Origin of the sequence: Pseudomonas sp. Pseusp97 (assembly GCF_047304025.1) — a bacterium.
In the GTDB taxonomy this organism is placed as follows: domain Bacteria; phylum Pseudomonadota; class Gammaproteobacteria; order Pseudomonadales; family Pseudomonadaceae; genus Pseudomonas.
The window spans coordinates 19667-38986 of the sequence record NZ_JBGLYK010000013.1 but is presented as its reverse complement, the minus strand read 5'-3'; the positions used below and the strand labels follow the sequence as shown (position 1 = coordinate 38986).

At 63.8% G+C, this 19320-nt stretch carries 17 protein-coding genes; 9 read left to right on the top strand and 8 right to left on the bottom strand.

Features of this window, described 5'->3' with window-relative positions:
* Window positions 1-3 precede the first annotated feature (3 nt).
* Complete coding sequence (locus tag ACCC94_RS04780; protein ID WP_413348253.1) at window positions 4-1341, top strand: sigma-54-dependent transcriptional regulator; 1338 nt, start codon at window positions 4-6, stop codon at window positions 1339-1341.
* Between the two features lie 13 nt (window positions 1342-1354).
* Here ACCC94_RS04780 and thiO read toward each other — a convergent pair whose 3' ends face one another.
* Entirely contained in the window at window positions 1355-2464 is a 1110-nt protein-coding gene (gene thiO, locus ACCC94_RS04775) for a glycine oxidase ThiO (protein WP_413348252.1), read from the bottom strand.
* A gap of 195 nt (window positions 2465-2659) precedes the next feature.
* On the opposite strand from thiO, the gene ACCC94_RS04770 reads away from it, so the two are divergent.
* The 7 genes from ACCC94_RS04770 (at window position 2660) to ACCC94_RS04740 (ending at window position 10642) form a co-directional block, all read left to right on the top strand.
* Entirely contained in the window at window positions 2660-3172 is a 513-nt protein-coding gene (locus tag ACCC94_RS04770; RefSeq protein WP_413348251.1) for a GspH/FimT family pseudopilin, read from the top strand.
* Window positions 3173-3323: 151 nt separating this feature from the next.
* Window positions 3324-3851 (top strand): GspH/FimT family pseudopilin, encoded by a 528-nt coding sequence (locus tag ACCC94_RS04765; protein WP_413348250.1) that lies wholly within the window; start codon window positions 3324-3326, stop codon window positions 3849-3851.
* Window positions 3848-4330, top strand: a complete 483-nt coding sequence (pilV, locus tag ACCC94_RS04760) for a type IV pilus modification protein PilV (RefSeq protein WP_413348249.1) — start codon at window positions 3848-3850, stop codon at window positions 4328-4330. The genes ACCC94_RS04765 and pilV overlap by 4 nt, the downstream gene beginning before the upstream one ends.
* Window positions 4327-5004 (top strand): PilW family protein, encoded by a 678-nt coding sequence (locus tag ACCC94_RS04755; protein ID WP_413348248.1) that lies wholly within the window; start codon window positions 4327-4329, stop codon window positions 5002-5004. The genes pilV and ACCC94_RS04755 overlap by 4 nt, the downstream gene beginning before the upstream one ends.
* Window positions 5001-5480: a PilX N-terminal domain-containing pilus assembly protein gene (locus ACCC94_RS04750; RefSeq protein ID WP_413348247.1), complete on the top strand. Its 480-nt coding sequence runs from the start codon at window positions 5001-5003 to the stop codon at window positions 5478-5480. The genes ACCC94_RS04755 and ACCC94_RS04750 overlap by 4 nt, the downstream gene beginning before the upstream one ends.
* Before the next feature lie 18 nt (window positions 5481-5498).
* A complete protein-coding gene (locus ACCC94_RS04745; RefSeq protein ID WP_413348246.1) occupies window positions 5499-10217 on the top strand; it encodes a pilus assembly protein PilY in 4719 nt (1572 codons plus the stop codon).
* The gene (locus tag ACCC94_RS04740; protein WP_413348245.1) at window positions 10214-10642 is read left to right on the top strand and encodes a type IV pilin protein; all 429 of its coding nucleotides are present in this window, start codon (window positions 10214-10216) and stop codon (window positions 10640-10642) included. The genes ACCC94_RS04745 and ACCC94_RS04740 overlap by 4 nt, the downstream gene beginning before the upstream one ends.
* 64 nt (window positions 10643-10706) lie before the next feature.
* Here the strand turns inward: ACCC94_RS04740 and ispH are convergent, their stop codons facing one another.
* The 6 genes from ispH to murJ form a co-directional block, all read right to left on the bottom strand.
* Window positions 10707-11651 carry a 4-hydroxy-3-methylbut-2-enyl diphosphate reductase gene (gene ispH, locus ACCC94_RS04735; protein WP_413348244.1) on the bottom strand — a complete coding sequence of 315 codons (945 nt, stop codon included), beginning with the start codon at window positions 11649-11651 and terminating at the stop codon, window positions 10707-10709.
* Between the two features lie 170 nt (window positions 11652-11821).
* Window positions 11822-12259 carry an FKBP-type peptidyl-prolyl cis-trans isomerase gene (gene fkpB, locus ACCC94_RS04730; RefSeq protein WP_413348243.1) on the bottom strand — a complete coding sequence of 146 codons (438 nt, stop codon included), beginning with the start codon at window positions 12257-12259 and terminating at the stop codon, window positions 11822-11824.
* Complete coding sequence (gene lspA, locus ACCC94_RS04725) at window positions 12252-12761, bottom strand: signal peptidase II (protein WP_413348242.1); 510 nt, start codon at window positions 12759-12761, stop codon at window positions 12252-12254. Before lspA ends, fkpB begins: the two co-directional genes overlap by 8 nt.
* Window positions 12754-15588, bottom strand: coding sequence for an isoleucine--tRNA ligase (ileS, locus tag ACCC94_RS04720; RefSeq protein ID WP_413348241.1), 2835 nt, complete (start codon window positions 15586-15588; stop codon window positions 12754-12756). Before ileS ends, lspA begins: the two co-directional genes overlap by 8 nt.
* Before the next feature lie 21 nt (window positions 15589-15609).
* The gene (gene ribF / locus ACCC94_RS04715; protein WP_413348240.1) at window positions 15610-16548 is read right to left on the bottom strand and encodes a bifunctional riboflavin kinase/FAD synthetase; all 939 of its coding nucleotides are present in this window, start codon (window positions 16546-16548) and stop codon (window positions 15610-15612) included.
* A 106-nt stretch (window positions 16549-16654) separates the two neighbouring features.
* On the bottom strand, window positions 16655-18193 hold the full coding sequence (gene murJ, locus ACCC94_RS04710) for a murein biosynthesis integral membrane protein MurJ (RefSeq protein ID WP_413348239.1): 1539 nt from the start codon (window positions 18191-18193) through the stop codon (window positions 16655-16657).
* A gap of 253 nt (window positions 18194-18446) precedes the next feature.
* Between murJ and rpsT the strand changes: the two genes are divergently transcribed.
* Window positions 18447-18716, top strand: a complete 270-nt coding sequence (gene rpsT, locus ACCC94_RS04705) for a 30S ribosomal protein S20 (protein ID WP_009617555.1) — start codon at window positions 18447-18449, stop codon at window positions 18714-18716.
* A 146-nt stretch (window positions 18717-18862) separates the two neighbouring features.
* On the opposite strand, the gene ACCC94_RS04700 is transcribed toward rpsT, so the two are convergent.
* The gene (locus ACCC94_RS04700; RefSeq protein ID WP_413348238.1) at window positions 18863-19318 is read right to left on the bottom strand and encodes a CreA family protein; all 456 of its coding nucleotides are present in this window, start codon (window positions 19316-19318) and stop codon (window positions 18863-18865) included.
* Window positions 19319-19320 lie beyond the last annotated feature (2 nt).

Sequence of the window (19320 nt, the reverse complement as noted above, 5' to 3'; positions counted from 1 at the left end):
ACCATGAGCCGTCAAAAAGCCCTGATCGTCGACGACGAACCCGACATCCGCGAGCTGCTGGAGATCACTCTCGGCCGCATGAAGCTGGACACCCGCAGCGCGCGCAACGTCAAGGAGGCCCGCGATTTCCTGGCGCGCGAGCCCTTCGACTTCTGCCTCACCGACATGCGCCTGCCCGATGGCACCGGTCTGGACCTGGTGCAGTACATCCAGCAGCGCCACCCGCAGATGCCGGTGGCGATGATCACCGCCTTCGGCAGCCTGGACACCGCCGTGCAGGCGCTCAAGGCCGGCGCTTTCGACTTCCTGACCAAGCCGGTGGACCTCGCCCGGCTGCGCGAACTGGTGAACACCGCGCTGCGCCTGCGCTCGCCGGACGCCGAAGAAGCGCCGGTGGACAGCCGCCTGCTCGGCGACTCGCCGCCCATGCGCACCCTGCGCAACCAAGTGGCCAAGCTCGCGCGCAGCCAGGCGCCGGTGTACATCAGCGGCGAATCCGGCAGCGGCAAGGAACTGGTGGCCCGGCTGATCCATGAGCAGGGCCCGCGCGAGAGCCAGACCTTCGTGCCGGTCAACTGCGGCGCCATTCCCTCGGAGCTGATGGAGAGCGAATTCTTCGGCCACAAGAAGGGCAGCTTCACCGGCGCGGTGGAAGACAAGCTGGGCCTGTTCCAGGCAGCGAATGGCGGCACCCTGTTCCTCGACGAAGTCGCCGATCTGCCGCTGCCGATGCAGGTCAAGCTGCTGCGCGTCATCCAGGAAAAGGCCGTGCGCGCGGTGGGTGGTCAGCAGGAAGTCGCGGTCGATGTGCGGATCCTCTGCGCGACCCACAAGGACCTGGCCGCCGAAGTGGCCGCCGGCCGTTTCCGCCAGGACCTCTACTACCGCCTCAACGTCATCGAACTGCGGGTTCCGCCGCTGCGCGAGCGCCGCGAAGACATCCCGCTGCTGACCGAGCGCGTGCTCAAGCGCCTGGCCGGCGACAGCGGCCTGGCCGCCGCCTCGCTGAACGCCGATGCAATGGAGAAGCTCAAGAGCTACCGCTTCCCCGGCAACGTGCGGGAGCTGGAGAACATGCTGGAGCGCGCCTACACGCTCTGCGAAAACGACGTCATCCAGCCCCACGACCTGCGCCTGGCCGACACCGGTGCCGCGGACAGCGGCGGCGAGGCGAGCCTCGCGCAGATCGACAACCTCGAGGACTACCTCGAGGACATCGAGCGCAAGCTGATCATGCAGGCCCTGGAAGAAACCCGCTGGAACCGCACTGCCGCCGCACAGCGCCTGGGCCTGACCTTCCGCTCCATGCGCTATCGCCTGAAGAAACTGGGGATCGACTGATCCCCGTCTTTGCTCAGACGATGGGCGTCGCCACCAGGCGCCCTTCAGGCGCATAAGGCGCCGCTTCTATGATCGGCGAGCGCTGCTGCATGAGATCCGCCAGCAACTGGCAGGAAGCCGGCGCCAGCACCAACCCGTTGCGATAGTGCCCGGTGTTCAGCCACAGCCCCTGATGGCCGGGCACCTCGCCAATGAACGGAATGCCCTGCGGCGACCCCGGCCGCAGCCCCGCCCAGTGGTTCACCGGCTGCATCTGCGCCAGCGCGGGAATCAGCTCCTCTGCCGAAGCGCGCAGGCTGTTCAGCGCCTCGTCCGATGGAGTCTTGTCGAAACCGGCGTGCTCCAGCGTGCTGCCCACCAGGATGTGACCGTCACGGCGCGGAATCGCATAGCGACCTTTCGCCAGCACCATGCTGGAAAGGAAATCGGGAGCGCAGCGATAGAGAATCATCTGCCCCTTCACCGGCTCGACCGGCAACTCCAGGCCCAGCTTCGCCAGCAGCTCACCACTCCAGGCACCGGCCGCCAACACGACCGAGTCGGCCGTGAATTTGCCCTGCTCAGTGCTGACGCCCGTCACGCGGCCGCCCTCCTGCAGGAAACCGGTCACTTCCACCCGCTCCTGCACGCGGACATTCGGCAGCCGCCCCAGCGCCTCGCGCAACGCCTTGGCCAGGCGCGGGTTGCGCACGTTGGCCACGCCGGACATGTACACCGCGCGTTCGAAGCCCTGTCCCAGTGCCGGGACCGCCGCGTGGACGGCGTCGATGGCCACTTCCGCAAGCGGGCGGCCATGGGCGCCGGCCCAGGCCAGGGCTTGGGCCTGGTCATCCAGATCCAGCCAGTAGAGACCGGTGACATGCACTTCCGGATCGAGCCCGGTGTCGGCGAGCAGGCGATTACCCAATTGCGGGTAGAAGTCCTGCGACCAGTGCGCCAGGTTGGCGACCGCTGAGCTGTAGCGCCACGGATAAAGCGGCGAGACGATGCCCCCACCGGCCCAGGACGCCTCACGCCCGGTCTCGCCACGCTCCAGCAGCAACACTTCGGCACCCGCCTGCCCCAGCGTCCAGGCAGTCAGCATCCCGACTACGCCACCGCCCACCACGATCATGTCCGGCATACCACGCCCCACATCCCAGGAAAATCAACGGCCCATCGCCGGTCGCACACTATACCGGGCATGAGCGGATGAGGGAGCAGGACAGAAGTCGGTGCGGCATCGGACCGCTCCTACAACATCCATCCAACTTGCCTGCGAGCGCTCCCCGGGCAGCGGCCGATACTTTCCCCTCCAGCACACTTTCAGGAGCGGACCATGGCCAGGGATCAGGGCTTTACCCTCGTCGAACTGCTGTTCACCCTGGCGGTCGTCGCCATCGCCCTGAGCATCGCGGCGCCGTCGTTCAGCGAAATGCTCAGCAAGCAGCGCGCGAGCACGGCGACCCACGAGCTACGCAGCGCGCTGGACTTCGCCCGCGAAACCGCCGCGCACAGCGGACAATCCATCAGCCTCGTCGCCAACAATGGCGACTGGGCGACGGGCTGGGAGATCTTCGTAGACGCGGACAATCGGGGCATTCGCCCGCCGGAGCAAACGCCGCTCGCCGTGCACGCCGCACTGACGGGCATCAGCATCCGCACCGACAGCACCTCGCGCCGCTTCATCCACTTCACCCCGCAAGGCAACGCCATCCAGCCCAACGGCGCCTTCCACGCCGGCTCGTTGACACTCTGCGGCGAGGGTCGCAGCAGTTTTCGCGTCGTCTTCAACAAGGCCGGGCGCATCCGCAGCGAGACCGGAACCACGAACGACCTCTGCCCCCGCTGACGGACTTCGCACACCCTTCGTGACCAGCCTCACATAAGCCCGGAAGGCATGACCGAACGTCACCCGAATCCGAACGGTCATCCATAGAAAAAAGACATTTCCCACACGACTAGGCAGCATTGCCGCTATCGAAAATGTGAGGAATGCGTCTATGTCGCGCCCCAGGTATTCGGCGGGGTTTACGCTGATCGAGTTGATGGTCGTGGTGGCAGTTGCTGCCATCCTGGCGATCATCGCCATACCCAGTTTCCGCACCTTGATGCTGAACAACCAGATATCCAGCCAGACCAATATGGTAATCGGGCTATTGCAATCGGCGCGAAGCGAAGCCATTACCCAACGCAGCATCGTGCGCGTCTGCGGCAGCAGCGATGCAGGCTCCAGCCAGGCCAACTACAGCTGCAACAGCAATAGCTGGGAAGCGGGGGCGATCGTTTTCCGCAGCCCTGACGCCACAACGACCTCGGTCGCGCAGGCCGCCGTGATCCGTGTACTTCCGCCCAACACCAGCGGCCTGACCCTGCGTAGCAGCGGCCCTCTGACTTTCAATCCGAACGGCACCCTGACCACGGCAGCGACGCTGCGAGTCTGCGACTCACGGGGCGCTGACAGCTCGCGTGCGGTCACCCTGAACATCGCCGGCGTCGCCACCAGCGGAGCGAATGGAACATGTCCATGATCCAGCGCCGCGAATGCGGCTTCACCCTTATCGAAGTACTCATCGCTCTCCTGGTTCTGGCCATCGGCCTGCTGGGCATGGCCTCGCTGACAATGACCAGCCTGCAGAGCAACCAGGGTGCCTACCTGCGCGGTCAGGCCAGCCTGCTCGCCTACGACTACGTGGAAAGAATGCGCGGCAACTCTGCTCAAGCGCTGCTTACCGCCTCGCCCTACGTGATCAATCTTGCGCCGGGATCTGCTCGGACCAATCCGGATTGCCGAACCAAGACCGCCGGCTGCACGGCTACGGAACTGGCCAACCAGGATATCTTCGACTGGTGGGGCAACCTGCAGGCCGCGATTCCCGGCTCCAGCGCCACGGTCACCAAAGCGAACACTAACGAGTACCAAATAGTCATCAGTTGGACCGAGTCGGATGCACAGCAGCACAGCACGGGCACTCAGGCTCAGAACTTCACGCTACGGGTGAACCTATGAGTACTGGAAACTATTTCCACCGGCAGCGTGGCCTGTCCATGATCGAGTTGATGGTGGCGCTGCTGCTGAGCAGCCTTTTGCTGCTGGGCGTATTGCAGATGTTCAGCAACAGTTCTGCATCGGATAAGACCAGCAGCGCGCTGACTCGCGTGCAGGACAGCGGCAGGGTCGTCCTCGACCTGTTGGCGATGGACGCTCGCCGTGCAGGCTATCAGGGCTGCCAGTTGCCAAGCAGCGTCGTGAACGTCAGCAATGGGGTGAAATTCCCCCGCGATGCGGTCACTACCAGCAACGGTGTGAACACCAGCGTGACCTTCAATTACGCCTCGACTACCGCAACTTCGGTGGCCATGCCCGGCACCAACAAGACCTGCACCAACCAGACGCTGTACCTCTATTCGGTCACCTACAGCAATTGTGCCAACGGCACCTCCATCTGTATGAACTCCAGCACCAGCGGCGGTACCCAGACTGTGGTCGATAACGCGACCATCAACGCCATAACCCTTGGCTTCGAGTCGGGCGGCAAGATCGTCTGGAAAGCCGCCGGCAGCATCAGTGCTGCAGAAGCCCAGAGCGCTGACCGTCTGCAGCTGAGCATTACGGCCCGCGACACTACGCAGAACATTTCCCGCAACTTCACCGGCACCGTCGAACTGAGGAACCGGCTATGACCTCATTCAGGACCCAACGCGGCATGGCGCTGCTCGTCAGCCTCGTGCTGCTGCTGATTCTCACCGTACTGGCCATTGCCATGGCCAGCAACTCGACCCTGCAGCAACGAATCTCAGCCAACGCACAGCAGCAGAACATCGCTTTCCAGGCGGCAGAAAGCGGATTGCAGTTCTGGGTCAACCGATTCGCCCAGAGCGGTACTGCTCCCGCCAACGGCACTTCCATGACGGTGGCGCCGACATCGGGTAACTCCGGTTCGGCGCAGGTGAACCTGAGTGCCAGCTTCATCGAATGCGCTAAGTTCATTCCGGCGCAGAGCCTGAGCGTCGCTGCGGGCACGCTGACTTATACCTGCTACCAGGTCAGCAGCCAGGCCAAGGCCTGCAAGAACCTGAGCAACTGCAATGTCACCAGTTCGGATGGCCAGGCGCGCGCATTGCATCGCCGCAGCTACATCCAGGCCACCCACCTCTAACTGCATCAGGTGCATAGAATGAATCGTCCACAGTACTTCCTCCGCAGCCTGATGAGCGGTGCCCTGCTGACCACGGGCATAGCCTGCGCGACCCTAAGCTACGCAGACGACACCGAGATATTCTTCGGAGGCCAATCCATCGACCAGAACGTGCGCCCCAACGTACTGTTCGTGCTGGACAACTCCGGCTCCATGGCTTGGCGTACCGACAGCAATACCAACCCCTCGCGGGGCCAGCAGTCGCGGATGACCCTACTCAAACAGGCGTTTTCCGACATCATCCAGAACACCAGTGGCATCAATGCCGGCCTGATGGTGCTCAACGGCGACAACCGGCTACTCTACCCAGTCACAAACATTGACTCCGTGCTGCCCAGCTCCGCCACCCAATACGCCGGTAGCCCGGAGATCGGCCAGGGAAGCGACGACGCCACCCAGAACATTGCCAACAGCACCGGCGATATCGGCGAGTCCAGCCTTCCCATGGGCTACACCAGCACTACCACGACAGTAGTCGGCACGCCAAACTCGACGCTGGTCCAGAACGACGCCTTCTTCATAGTCACCCAAGGCAGCACCGACTATGCGTGCCGGCTCCGCTCCAGCGGCACCAACCGTCCCAGCAAGCCGGTCTGCACCAACGGCAACATGACCGAGCTGAACATCAATTCCACCAACAACAGCAACTACCAGACGGCGCTCTTCGACTTCCGCTCGCTGGGCGTCCCAGCCAACGCGACCATCCAGAGCGCCTACCTGACCCTGGTACCGACCAACGGCACCAGCAAGACGACTCCGCCGACCCTCAACGTGAGAATGGAGCTGTCGAAGACACCGGCGGCGCTCAACGACAACAGTCCGGTGGGCACCCGCACCTTCAATACCGCATCAGCCACCGCCTCTAGCTGGATCAACGGCTACACGACCCAGGTCGACATCACTAACCAGTTAAGGGCGCTGCAAAGAGTCGCGCCCTCCACCAGCGACATCGGTGACGTGGTGATGAGTTTCCGCGCAACCCAGGCGGCGGACTACACCTTCTGTGCCCGTAGCTGTGGCAACAGCGCCCCGGCCCTGGTGGTGAATTACTCCAGCACTTCCACAGTGGCACAGACCCGGATCGGCGCCCTGCGCTTCCAAAACCTGGGCATTCCGCAGGGAGCAACTGTCACCAAGGCGGTGCTGTCCTTCGTTCCGGCAACATCCAACAGTGACCCTGTGACCTTCCGGATCAAGGGCCAACTGGCGAGTGACGCTTCGACCTTTTCTGCTACCGAGAATCTGCCGGCACGAGCCACCACCTCAGCCTACCTCGACTGGGTCGCCCCCGAATGGACGGCACAAAACCCGCCCGTGCCGGTGGAAGGACCGGACATCAAGAACGTGGTGCAGCAGATCGTCAATCAGGGCGGGTGGTGCGGCAACAACTCCGCCGCGATCATCCTCACGCCCGTGAGTGGCTCCGGCTCACGGACGGCCACCAGCATCGAGGGCGGTATCGGCCTGCAGCCATCGCTGACAGTGACCTACACAGGCGGCAGCGGCGGGTGCCTCAATCCGATCATCGAAACCCGCGTCTCCGACGCCAAAAACGACGGTTTTGAAACCGCTCCGGGGCGCAACTACAACACGCCGACGCTGGGCGACAGCACGCTGCCGCTGAACTCGGGCTCCATCGCCGCACGCTATGAGAACCTGCCCATCGTACAGGGTGCTACCGTGCTGGATGCCAAGCTGTTCGTCACGCCGAACAACACCGTGGCCGGCCCGAACGTCAGCACTTCGATCAGCTTCGAGAACACCGACAGCTCGGCGGCCCTACAGGCGACCAGCGGCAATATTGGGTCGCGCAGCAGCACCACCGGGGTCAGTTGCACCATCAACAACACCAATGGCGGCTGGACCGCTGGCACCAGTTTCGCCTGTGGCGGCCTCGCCTCGTCCCTGCAAACGGTGTTCAACCGCAGCGGCTGGGCGCCGGGTAATGCCTTGAGCGTGTTCATGACCCAGAGCGCGAATTCCAGCCTCAACGCCCAGGCCTACGAGACCAACCCGGCGCAATCTCTGCGCCTGCGCATCAAGCTGGCCAATGGCGGGATGACCACCAGCCCGTTCACCGTACGCAACCAGCTCAACAGTCTGGCGCAAACCATGACGCCGTCTGGCAACACACCCATTGTGCCAACCCTGTACGACGCGGTGCAGTATCTGCGTAACGGTGCGGACGGATATGCCAGCCCGATCAACAGCGCCTGCCAGACTACCCACATGGTGCTGCTGACCGACGGCCAGGCCAACCAGAACACCACCGCCGCGAAGAATGGCATCGCCGCACTGGCTGGCGCCTGCACCAGCGACGCCACCGATGATGGCGAGAAGTGCGCGCGCACCCTCGCCAGCTGGATTGCCGCCAATGACCAAGCCTCCAGCATCGATGGGGACAACCAGGTAACCACCCACACTGTGGGCTTCGCGCTGGACGCCAGTAGTGCGACCGATAGTGCCAATATCAAGAAGTTCCTCGCCGAACTGGCTTCCCGCGGCGGCGGTTCGACCTACACCGCCACCACCGCCGGCGACCTGTCCAAGGCGTTCAACGACATCATCCAGCAGGTCCTGGCCACCGACAGCACCTTCGTCAGCGCCAGTGCCCCGGTCAACACCTTCAACCGTCAGGACAACAAGGACGAGCTGTACTTCTCGGTGTTCAAGCCGCAGGAGACTGATACCTGGCCGGGCAACCTGAAGCGCTATCGCCTGGACACCGCCACCGCGCAGATCGTCGATGCGGACAATACCGCCGCCGTGGACCCGCTCACCGGCTTCTTCAAGAGTTCCGCCCGCAGCTTCTGGAGCTCCAGTGCCGACGGCAACAACACCGCCAATGGTGGTGCAGCATCCAGCCTGCCGGACGCGGCGACGCGCTCGCTCTATACCTTCATTGGTTCCTCGCCCAGTGCCGCAGTGAATCTGAATCAGAACAACTACCTGCTCAATTCGGCGAACACCAGCATCACTAACGCCAAGCTGGGGATCAGTGACGCCAACGACACTGCAGCTCGCACCGCAGCGATCAACTACATCCGCGGGCTCACCGCGGCCGGTGCACAGCGCAAGGGCCTGGGGGACCCGCTGCACTCCTCGCCACGCCTAGTCACTTACGCGTGCAACACTTATACCGACAATACTTACAAGACCTGCAGCAGCGAAGACCAGAGCGTGGTCATGTCGACCAACGAGGGCTACCTGCACCTGTTCAACACCAGCAATGGTCAGGAGCAGATGGCTTTCATGCCTGAACCCCTGCTGGCGCATGTTCCACAGCTGGCCGCCAACCAGAAGTCCACCAGTGCCAAGCCGCGCTCCTATGGCATGGACAACACCGTTACCCTGTGGGTGAACGATGCAAACAAGAACGGCGTGCTATACGGTGGCCTCGACCCCAGCGCGGCCACGCCGACGCTGCTCTCCGGGCTCAACACCGGTGAATTCGTCTATGCCTACGGCACCATGGGCCGTGGCGGACGCGATATCTATGCACTGGATCTCACCGACCGCTCTAACCCGAAACTGCTGTGGCTGATCAAAGGCGGCACCACCACGGGCTTCGAGCAACTGGGGCAAACCTGGTCGCCGCCGGTCAAGACCCGCATCAATGTGAGTGGCACCATCACCGACGTACTGATCTTCGCTGGCGGCTACGACCCGAACCAGGACAACGTCAGCACCCAGACCGCCGACACCATGGGTAATGCCATCTACATCGTTAATGCTCGTACCGGTGAGCGCCTTTGGTCCGCCAGCAAGACCACCGGCACCCTGCGCCTGAGCAAGATGAACTACAGCATGCCGTCCGCCGTGCGAGTGATTGACCTGCAGCAGAACACCGACGGCACCCTGGCCAACGATACCAACCAGTTGGCAGACCAGTTCTTCGTCGGTGACATGGGCGGCCAGGTCTGGCGCTTCTATATCAACAATGGCAGCAGCGGTTCCGGCTTGGTGACTGCCGCCGGCAGCAGCAACGACGGCGTGTTCGCCAACGTGGTTCCGGCCGACACTGCCGATACCACTGATGCCCAGCGCAAGGCCAAGATCCGCCGGTTCTACAACGAACCAGACGTCGCCATCGTCAACGTCAACGGCACCCTGGTACTGACGGTCAACATCGGCTCCGGCTACCGCGGTCACCCTCTCAACAAGCTCACGGAGGATCGTTTCTACTCGTTCCGCACCCCCGTGCTGACCAAACCCTCCACCAGCGAGAGCACCCTGACGGAGAGCAGCCTCTACGACGCCACCGCCAACCTGATTCAAGCCGGCACTGCCACGGAAAAGGCCGATGCCACGACCGCCTTCAACGCCACCACCGGCGGCTGGATGATAAAGATGAACAGCGCTGGCGGGGAAAAGGTCCTCACCCGCTCCCTAACGGTGAACGGCTATCTGTACTTCAACACTTACGAACCCACGGCGGCCGCCAACTCCTGCCAGGCCAGCGTCGGTGTGAACCGTTCCTATGTGGTGCACCTGGCGGATGCAACTCCGGTCAGCACCACCGGCAACTCCACCTCACCTTCGGCCCGCTATAACGTGGTCAAGACAACCGGCCTGCTGCCCGACCCCACTCTGGTCAGCATCGGCGGCACCAGCTTCGTGATCAACGGCACTCAAGTGAGCAAGCCGCCGCAGCTGAACCTCAACGAGTACTACTGGATTGACGAGGACAACCTTTGAGCAACAAGGCCCGCAAATCTCAGCAGGGTTTCACCCTGCTGGAGCTGATGATCGCCGTGGTGGTGGTGGGGATACTCGCCGCCATTGCCCTTCCTTCCTACACGGCCTACGTGCGCCGAACGGCATGCGAAGACGCCAAAGGCACCCTGACCGGCGCCGCCGGGCTGCTGGAAAGATTCCGAGCCCAACAGAACACTTACAGCAACGCAACGCTGGGAGCTTATGCGCAGAGCCCCGTTGACGGCGGAGCGGTCTTCACAATCGCTGTAGCCATCGACAACACCGGCACCAGCTACGGCCTGACCGCAACGCCCGTGAATGGCGGCGTATTGGCAGGTCGCGGCACTATCACCCTCAGCTCCAATGGGGTGCGTGGTGGCTCTGGGGACTTGGCCGGCGCCTGGGGCAGTTGCCGAGGCCTCTAGGCCAAATGCCGACAATAAAAAACCCGCCTTTGGCGGGTTTTTATTGTCGGCATAGCTGGCGTGGTTAAATCGCCTTCACCCGCAACTCCTTGGGCATCGAGAAGGTGATGTTCTCCTCCCGCCCATCCAGCTCAACCTCGGGCTCCGCGCCCCAGTCGCGCAGTTGCTGGATCACGCCGCGCACCAGCACTTCCGGTGCCGAGGCGCCGGCGGTGATGCCGATGCGCTGGACGCCGTCGAACCACTCTTTTTGCATGTCCTCGGCGCCGTCGATCAGGTAGCCCGGGGTGCCCATGCGTTCGGCCAGCTCGCGCAGGCGGTTGGAGTTGGAGCTGTTCGGGCTGCCCACTACCAGCACCAGATCGCACTGGTCGGCCAGTTCCTTCACCGCGTCCTGGCGGTTCTGGGTGGCGTAGCAGATGTCGTTCTTGCGCGGGCCCTGAATGTGCGGGAATTTTGCACGCAGGGCGTCGATCACCTTGGAGGTGTCGTCCATCGACAGGGTGGTCTGGGTGACGAAGTGCAGCGCCTGGGGGTTGCGCACCTCCAGCGCGGCGACATCGGCCTCGTCTTCCACCAGGTAGATCGCGCCACCGTTGGAATCATCGTACTGGCCCATGGTGCCTTCGACTTCCGGGTGACCCTCGTGGCCGATCAGGATGCATTCGTGGCCGTCGCGGCTGTAGCGCACGACTTCCATGTGCACCTTGGTCACCAGCGGGCAGGTCGCGTCGAAGACCTTCAGGCCGCGATTCTCGGCCTCCTTGCGCACGGCCTGGGAAACGCCGTGGGCGCTGAAGATGACGATGGTGTCGTCGGGCACCTGGTCGAGTTCCTCGACGAACACGGCGCCGCGGTTGCGCAGGTTCTCCACCACGAACTTGTTGTGCACCACTTCATGGCGCACGTAGATCGGCGGGCCGAAGACGTCGAGGGCGCGGTTGACGATCTCGATCGCCCGGTCGACGCCGGCGCAGAAGCCGCGGGGGTTGGCGAGTTTGATTTGCATGGTGGCCTCGGGTGGACGTGGGCGTCCCGCAAGCTTGATCGGGATCCTGGCCGCGCGAGCTAGAGCCAGACTAGGCGGAGAGACTCGGGAAATGCTGAGTTTGCTCCAGCAAATGAGCAATTTCCCGAGTTTCTCCAACGACGTATGGCCGACGCGCAGCCGGTCAGGGGTCAGGCTGGTTGTACGTCGATGATATCGACTTCAAACGCCAGCGTTTTACCGGCCAGCGGATGGTTGAAGTCGATGGTGACGTGCTGCTCGTCGAATTCCTTCACGATGCCGGGCAGTTCGGTCTTGGCGGCGTCGTTGAAGATCACCAGCAGACCTTCGGCCAGTTCCATGCCTTCGAACTGACCGCGCGGCATCACCTGTACGTTCGCCGGGTTCGGCTGGCCGAAGCCCTGCTCCGGCTCGATGGTCAGGGTGCGCTTGTCGCCGGCCTTGAGGCCGAACAGCGCCTGCTCGAAGCCCGGCAGCAGGTTGCCGTCGCCGACCTTGAAGGTGGCCGGCTGCTTGTCGAAGGTGCTGTCGACGACGTTGCCGTCTTCCAGTTTCAGGGCGAAATGCAGGGTGACCTTGGAATCACCACCAATTCGGACATCAACCATTGGCGGTCTCTCCGGAATTCTTCGATTTGAACATGTCCAGCGCCAGCATGATGGCGCCGACGGTGATGGCGCTGTCGGCCAGGTTGAAGGCCGGGAAGCGCCAGCGGTCCTGCCAGTGCACGAGGATGAAGTCCACCACGTGGCCCAGGACCATACGGTCGTACAGGTTGCCCAGCGCACCGCCCAGCACCAGGGCCAGGGCGATGGCCAGCCAGGTCTCGCCGCGCTTGAGGCGCTTGAGCCAGACCACCAGCACGACGCTGACCACGATGGCGATCAGGGCGAATAGCCAGCGCTGCCAGCCAGAGCTGTCGGCCAGGAAGCTGAACGCGGCGCCGGTGTTGTAGGCCAGGGTCCAGCTGAACAGGTCGGGGATGACCACGATCTGCTGGTACATGGTCAGTTCAGCCTGGAAGAAGGCCTTGCTGACCTGGTCCAGTACGAAGACGACCACGGTGATCCACAGCCAGGGCAGGCGGCCGAAACGATCGACGTCAGGCATAGTGACGCACCTCGCCCGCGCCATCGATGTTCTCGACGCAGCGACCACAGATCTCCGGGTGCGCGGCGTGGCTGCCCACGTCGGCGCGGAAATGCCAGCAACGGCCGCACTTGGCATGGGCGGACTTGACCACCTTGAGTTTCAGGCCCGGCAGTTCGCTCTCGACCGCATCGGCCGGCGCATCGGCCAGCGGCGCGACGGTGGCAGCGGAAGTGATCAGCACGAAGCGCAGCTCGTTGCCCAGTTTCTCCAGGCGCTTGGCCAGGGAGTCTTCGGCGTAGAGGGTGATCTCGGCCTGCAGGTTGCCGCCGATGGTCTTGGCGCTGCGCAGGTTTTCCAGTTCCTTGTTCACGGCGGCCTTGGCAGCCATGACTTCGTCCCAGTAGGCGCGGTCCAGCTCGGCGTCGGCCGGCAGCTCGGAGAGGCCGTCGTACCAGGTGCTGAGCATCACCGACTCGGCGCGCTCGCCCGGCATGAAGCTCCAGATCTCTTCGGCGGTGAAGGCCATGATCGGCGCGATCCAGCGCACCAGGGCCTCGGCGATGTGGAACAGCGCGGTCTGGCAGGAACGGCGGGCAACACTGTCCGCCTGGGTGGTGTACTGGCGGTCCTTGATGATGTCCAGGTAGAAGCCGCCCAGCTCCTGCACGCAGAAGTTGTGCACCTTGGAGTAGACATTCCAGAAGCGGTAGTCGCGGTAGGCCTCTTCCAGCTCGCGCTGCAGTTGCAGCGCGCGGTCGATGGCCCAGCGGTCCAGGGCCAGCAACTGGTCGTTGGGCAGCAGGTCCTTGGCCGGGTCGAAGCCGGACAGGTTGGACAGCAGGAAGCGCGTGGTATTGCGGATACGACGGTAAGCGTCGGCGCTGCGCTGGAGGATCTGCTGGGAAACAGCGATCTCGCCGGAGTAGTCGGTGGAGGCGACCCACAGGCGCAGGATGTCAGCGCCCATGCTGTCGATCACGGTCTGCGGCACCACGGTGTTGCCCAGGGACTTGGACATCTTGCGGCCGGACTCGTCGACGGTGAAGCCGTGGGTCAGCAGCTGGCGGTACGGCGCGTGGCCGTCGATGGCGCAGCCGGTCAGCAGGGACGAGTGGAACCAGCCGCGGTGCTGGTCGGAGCCTTCCAGGTAGAGGTCGGCGGCCGGGCCGCTGGCATGGCCGAGCTCGGCGTGGGAGCCGCGCAGCACGTGCCAGTGGGTGGTACCGGAGTCGAACCAGACGTCCAGGGTGTCGTTGATCTTGTCGTACTGCGCGGCTTCATCGCCCAGCAGTTCGGCGGCGTCGAGCTTGAACCAGGCCTCGATGCCTTCCTTCTCGACGCGCTGGGCGACGGCTTCCATCAGCTCGACGGTGCGCGGGTGCAGCTCGCCGGTGGCCTTGTGCAGGAAGAACGGAATCGGTACGCCCCAGTTGCGCTGACGCGAGATGCACCAGTCCGGACGGCCGGCGATCATGCCGTGCAGGCGCGCCTGGCCCCAGTTCGGCACGAATTCGGTCTGGGTGATGGCTTCCAGCGCGCGCTCGCGCAGGGTGGCGCCGGTCTGCGGCTGCTTGTCCATGCCGACGAACCACTGCGCGGTGGCGCGGTAGATCAGCGGGGTCTTGTGGCGCCAGCAGTGCATGTAGCTGTGGCTGATGCTGGCGTGCTTGAGCAGCGCGCCGACTTCGTCGAGCTTGGCGACGATGGCCGGGTTGGCCTTCCAGATGAACTGGCCGCCGAAGAACGGCAGGTCGGTCACGTAGACGCCATTGCTCTGCACGGGGCTCAGGATGTCGTCGTTGCTCATGCCGTACTGCTTGCAGGTACGGAAGTCGTCCTCGCCATAGGCCGGGGCGGAGTGGACGACGCCGGTGCCGGCGCCCAGCTCGACGTACTCGGCCAGGTAGACCGGGGAGAAACGCTCGTAGAAGGGGTGGCGGAAGCGGATCAGGTCCAGCGACTCGCCCTGGGCGGTGGCGATGACCTGGCCTTCCAGGCCATAGCGTTGCAGGCACGACTCGACCAGTTCCTCGGCCAGCACCAGCAGGCGCTCGCCGGTGTCGACCAGCGCGTAGGTGAATTCGGGGTGGACGTTCAGCGCCTGGTTGGCCGGGATGGTCCAGGGGGTGGTGGTCCAGATGACGATGGCGGCCGGCTTGGGCAGGCTGGCAAGGCCGAAGGCGGCGGCCAGCTTGTCAGCGTCTTCCACCGGGAAGGCGACGTCGATGGCGTCGGACTTCTTGTCGGCGTACTCGACTTCCGCCTCGGCCAGGGCCGAGCCGCAGTCGAAGCACCAGTTCACCGGCTTCAGGCCCTTGAACACGAAGCCCTGCTTGACCATCTCGGCGAGGGCGCGGATTTCGCCGGCCTCGTTGGAGAAGTTCATGGTCTTGTAGGGATTGTCCCAGTCGCCCAGCACACCCAGGCGGATGAAGTCGGCCTTCTGCCCTTCGATCTGCTCGGCGGCGTATTCGCGGCACAGTTCGCGGGTCTTGTCCGCCGGCAGGTTCTTGCCGTGGGTGGTCTCGACCTTGTGCTCGATCGGCAGGCCGTGGCAGTCCCAGCCCGGCACATAAGGGGCGTCGTAGCCGGCCAGGGTCTTGGAGCGGACGATGATGTCCTTGAGGATCTTGTTGACCGCGTGACCGATGTGGATGCTGCCGTTGGCGTAGGGAGGGCCATCGTGCAGGATGAATTTCGGGCGACCTTCGCCAATCTTCCGCAGCTTCTGGTACAGGCCAATGTCGTTCCAGAGCTTGAGGGTCTGCGGCTCGCGCTGAGGCAGGCCGGCTTTCATCGGGAAGTCGGTTTCGGGAAGGTTCAGAGTGGCTTTGTAATCGGTCATCTCAGGGCCTGTTCAGGATCTTCAATCAAGCGGTTGGCCCAGCCAGTAGGCCCGGGCGGCGGCGATGTCGGCGAGGATGGCCGCCTTGAGTGCCTCGAGCGAGGCGAAACGCTGCTCATCACGCAGCTTCTGGTGGAAAGTGATGTCCAGGTGCCGGCCGTAGAGATCGCCAGCGAAATCCAGCAGATGCACTTCCAGGTGGGGCCGGCCGTCGCCATTCACTGACGGTCGGGTGCCGATGTTGGCAACCCCGTTTTGGCGCTGGCCAGCCACCATCGTGCTGACCAGGTAAACGCCGTTGAGCGGCGCCTTGCGGCGCTTGAGCTGGATGTTCGCGGTGGGCGAGCCCAGGGTGCGACCCAGTTTCTGCCCATGCAGCACGCGGCCGCTCAGGCTGTAAGGACGACCCAGCAGGCGCTCGACCATGTGCAGGTCGCCGTCGGCCAGGTCCTTGCGGATGCGCGAACTGCTCACGCGCATGCCGTCGACTTCCACGGTGGTCGCGGCTTCGACGGTGAAGCCCTGCTCCGCGCTGGCGTTGACCAGGAAGGCGAAGTCGCCGGAACGGTCGCAGCCGAAGCGGAAATCGTCGCCCACTTCCAGATGGCGGACCTGCAGGCCCTCCACCAGCACCTGGCGGACGAACTCGGCAGCCGACAGCTCGCGCAGACGGCGGTTGAAGGCCAGGCAGAGAACGAAATCGACGCCGTACTGGCGCAGCAGTTCGAGCTTCTCGCGCAGGCGCGTCAGGCGCACCGGGGCGGCATCGGGAGCGAAGTACTCGCGCGGCTGCGGCTCGAAGATCACCACGCAGCTGGGCACGCCCAGCTCCAGCGAACGCTCGCGCAGACGCCCCAGGATCGCCTGGTGGCCGAGATGGACGCCGTCGAAGTTACCGATGGTGGCGACACAGCCCCCGGACAGGGGCCGCAGGTTGTGAAGGCCTCGAAGCAGCTGCATAGCGCGCGTATTGCTCAGAAAGTGGTCGATTATACCTGCACCCGTTGCCATGCGACAGGCAAAATGCCGTCGCCGCAAACCGATGCAATGCTTTGCCCGGCGAAGGTTACAGCACCGCGCGGCGCGAAAAGTCCCGCAGGCGGAAGCCAAGGAGCGCCAGCATACCGAAATAGGCGACGACACCGGCCACCACCAGCGCGCCCAGGCGCACCAGGCGAATCGGCATGCCGCCCTGATCCCAGGCGGGCATGAAATGCATCATGCCGACCAGCACCGCGCACATCACCAGTACAGAGACGACTAATTTGGCGATGAATCTGCCCCAGCCCGGCTGCGGCTCGAACAGCCGGTGCTTGCGCAGCTGCCAATACAGCAGCCCGGCGTTCAGGCAGGCCGCCAGGCTGATCGCCAGCGCCAACCCCGCGTGTTTGAACGGACCGATGAATACCAGGTTCATCAGTTGGGTGGAGACCAGGGTGAACAGCGCAATCTTCACGGGCGTCTTGATGTTTTGCCGCGCGTAGAAGCCCGGCGCCAGCACCTTCACCAGGATGATGCCGAGCAGGCCGACCGCGTAGGCCACCAGCGCATGCTGGGTCATCAGGGCATCGTGGGCGTCGAACTTGCCGTACTGGAACAGCGCGACGGTCAGCGGCTCGGCGATCACTGCCAGGGCCAGGGAGCACGGCAGCACCAGCAGGAAACACAGGCGCAGGCCCCAGTCCATCAGCCGCGAATACTCGTGACGGTCGTCGCTGGCATAAGTCTTGGCCAGCGACGGCAACAGGATGGTGCCCAACGCCACGCCGAGTACGCCGGACGGCAGCTCCATCAGGCGGTCCGCGTAGTACATCCAGGACACGGAACCGGCGACCAGGAAGGAAGCGAAGATGGTGTTGATGATCAGCGAAATCTGGCTGACCGAAACACCGAGGATCGCCGGGCCCATCTGCTTGAGCACGCGCCAGACGCCGGAGTCGCGCAGATTGATGCGCGGCAGCACGAGCATGCCGATCTTCTTCAGGTGCGGCAGCTGGTAGAGCAGTTGCGCCAGGCCACCGGCCAGCACCGCCCAGCCCAGCGCCATGATCGGCGGGTCGAAGTACGGCGTCAGGAACAGCGCGAAGAGAATCATGCTGACGTTCAGCAGGGTCGGCACGAAGGCCGGCACCGAGAAGCGATTCCAGGTGTTGAGGATCGCCCCCGCCAGCGAGGCCAGCGAGATCAGCAGGATATAAGGAAAGGTCACCCGCAACAGGGAGCTGGTGAGCTCGAACTTCTGAGGCGAGTCGACGAAGCCGGGCGCCGTTACCCAGATGACCCAGGGCGCGGCGAGCATGCCCAGCGCGGTGACCAGCGCCAGGATCAGGGTCAGCAGGCCGGACACATAGGCGATGAAGGTGCGGGTCGCCTCCTCGCCCTGCTGGGTCTTGTACTCGGCCAGGATCGGCACGAAGGCCTGGGAGAACGCGCCCTCGGCAAAGATCCGGCGCAGCAGGTTGGGCAGCTTGAAGGCGACGAAGAAGGCGTCGGTGGCCATGCCGGCGCCGAACATGCGCGCGACTATCGTGTCGCGCACGAAGCCGAGCACCCGCGAGATCATGGTCATCGAGCTGACCGCGGCCAGCGACTTGAGTAGGTTCATAGCGTCCAGAACTGGTAGAATGGCCGCCCCTGCAGGGTGCAGCCCTGGCCTAGAGCGATTGCTCGACCGCTAGACGAAGCGCAGCAGTGTAGGGCCGCGGGGCGAATAAATCACCCCATCCGCCGGACAGCGTGCGCCCGTCGCACCACTCGTCGGAGGCCGCGCATACCCTTGACAAGGCCTTGATGCAACGGCATTATTCGCGGCCTTAATTTATTCGCAACATCCCAAGTTTTTTTCGAGGAGCTCGACGGTGGCCAACACACCTTCCGCCAAAAAACGCGCCAAACAGGCTGAGAAGCGTCGCAGCCACAACGCCAGCCTGCGTTCCATGGTTCGTACCTACATCAAGAACGTAGTCAAAGCAGTCGACGCCAAGGACCTGCCGAAGGCCCAGGCCGCTCTGGTTGCTGCTGTACCGGTCATCGACCGTATGGCTGACAAAGGCATCATCCACAAGAACAAGGCCGCTCGTCACAAGAGCCGCCTGAACGCCCACGTGAAGGCCCTGGCCACCGCGTAAGCGTTCCGTTCTTGAAAAACCGGCCCCAGGGCCGGTTTTTTATTGCCTGCGATTTGTCCAACGCACCGTCATCCACGGGCTCACCTTCTCTGCCGAGGAAAAGCCTGCAGGCAAAAAGAAAGGGCGGTCACCCGCCCTTTCCTCGCTTACTTCTCAGGCCACGGCATGATCGGAATCGCCGTCACCGCATTCTGCGGACTGCCCTCGATCACCCGGTCGCTGTAGACGAGGTAAACCAGCGCATTGCGCTTCCTGTCGAAGAAGCGCACCACCTGCATGGTCTTGAACACCAGCGAAGTACGCTGCTGGAACACCACCTCGCCATCCTTGAGCTCACTCGCGAAGCGGATCGGCCCGACCTGGCGACAGGAGATCGACGCCTCAGCGCGGTCCTCTGCCAAGCCCAGACCACCCTTCACGCCGCCGGTCTTGGCACGCGACAGGTAACAACTGACGCCCTGCACCTTCGGATCATCGAAAGCCTCGACGACGATCTTGTCGTTCGGACCGACCCACTTGAAGACGGTGGACACCTCGCCGACCACATCGGCCCGGGCCAGCGCCGGCAGCAGCATCAGCGCCGCCATCAATCCCTTGCGCATGG

What these genes read in the sequence shown, in the direction of transcription:
- ACCC94_RS04780 (WP_413348253.1), top strand. Translation starts at nt 4, where the DNA reads ATGAGCCGTCAAAAAGCCCTGATCGTCGACGACGAACCCGACATCCGC.
- thiO (WP_413348252.1), bottom strand. Translation starts at nt 2,464, where the DNA reads ATGCCGGACATGATCGTGGTGGGCGGTGGCGTAGTCGGGATGCTGACT.
- ACCC94_RS04770 (WP_413348251.1), top strand. Translation starts at nt 2,660, where the DNA reads ATGGCCAGGGATCAGGGCTTTACCCTCGTCGAACTGCTGTTCACCCTG.
- ACCC94_RS04765 (WP_413348250.1), top strand. Translation starts at nt 3,324, where the DNA reads ATGTCGCGCCCCAGGTATTCGGCGGGGTTTACGCTGATCGAGTTGATG.
- pilV (WP_413348249.1), top strand. Translation starts at nt 3,848, where the DNA reads ATGATCCAGCGCCGCGAATGCGGCTTCACCCTTATCGAAGTACTCATC.
- ACCC94_RS04755 (WP_413348248.1), top strand. Translation starts at nt 4,327, where the DNA reads ATGAGTACTGGAAACTATTTCCACCGGCAGCGTGGCCTGTCCATGATC.
- ACCC94_RS04750 (WP_413348247.1), top strand. Translation starts at nt 5,001, where the DNA reads ATGACCTCATTCAGGACCCAACGCGGCATGGCGCTGCTCGTCAGCCTC.
- ACCC94_RS04745 (WP_413348246.1), top strand. Translation starts at nt 5,499, where the DNA reads ATGAATCGTCCACAGTACTTCCTCCGCAGCCTGATGAGCGGTGCCCTG.
- ispH (WP_413348244.1), bottom strand. Translation starts at nt 11,651, where the DNA reads ATGCAAATCAAACTCGCCAACCCCCGCGGCTTCTGCGCCGGCGTCGAC.
- fkpB (WP_413348243.1), bottom strand. Translation starts at nt 12,259, where the DNA reads ATGGTTGATGTCCGAATTGGTGGTGATTCCAAGGTCACCCTGCATTTC.
- lspA (WP_413348242.1), bottom strand. Translation starts at nt 12,761, where the DNA reads ATGCCTGACGTCGATCGTTTCGGCCGCCTGCCCTGGCTGTGGATCACC.
- ileS (WP_413348241.1), bottom strand. Translation starts at nt 15,588, where the DNA reads ATGACCGATTACAAAGCCACTCTGAACCTTCCCGAAACCGACTTCCCG.
- ribF (WP_413348240.1), bottom strand. Translation starts at nt 16,548, where the DNA reads ATGCAGCTGCTTCGAGGCCTTCACAACCTGCGGCCCCTGTCCGGGGGC.
- murJ (WP_413348239.1), bottom strand. Translation starts at nt 18,193, where the DNA reads ATGAACCTACTCAAGTCGCTGGCCGCGGTCAGCTCGATGACCATGATC.
- ACCC94_RS04700 (WP_413348238.1), bottom strand. Translation starts at nt 19,318, where the DNA reads ATGCGCAAGGGATTGATGGCGGCGCTGATGCTGCTGCCGGCGCTGGCC.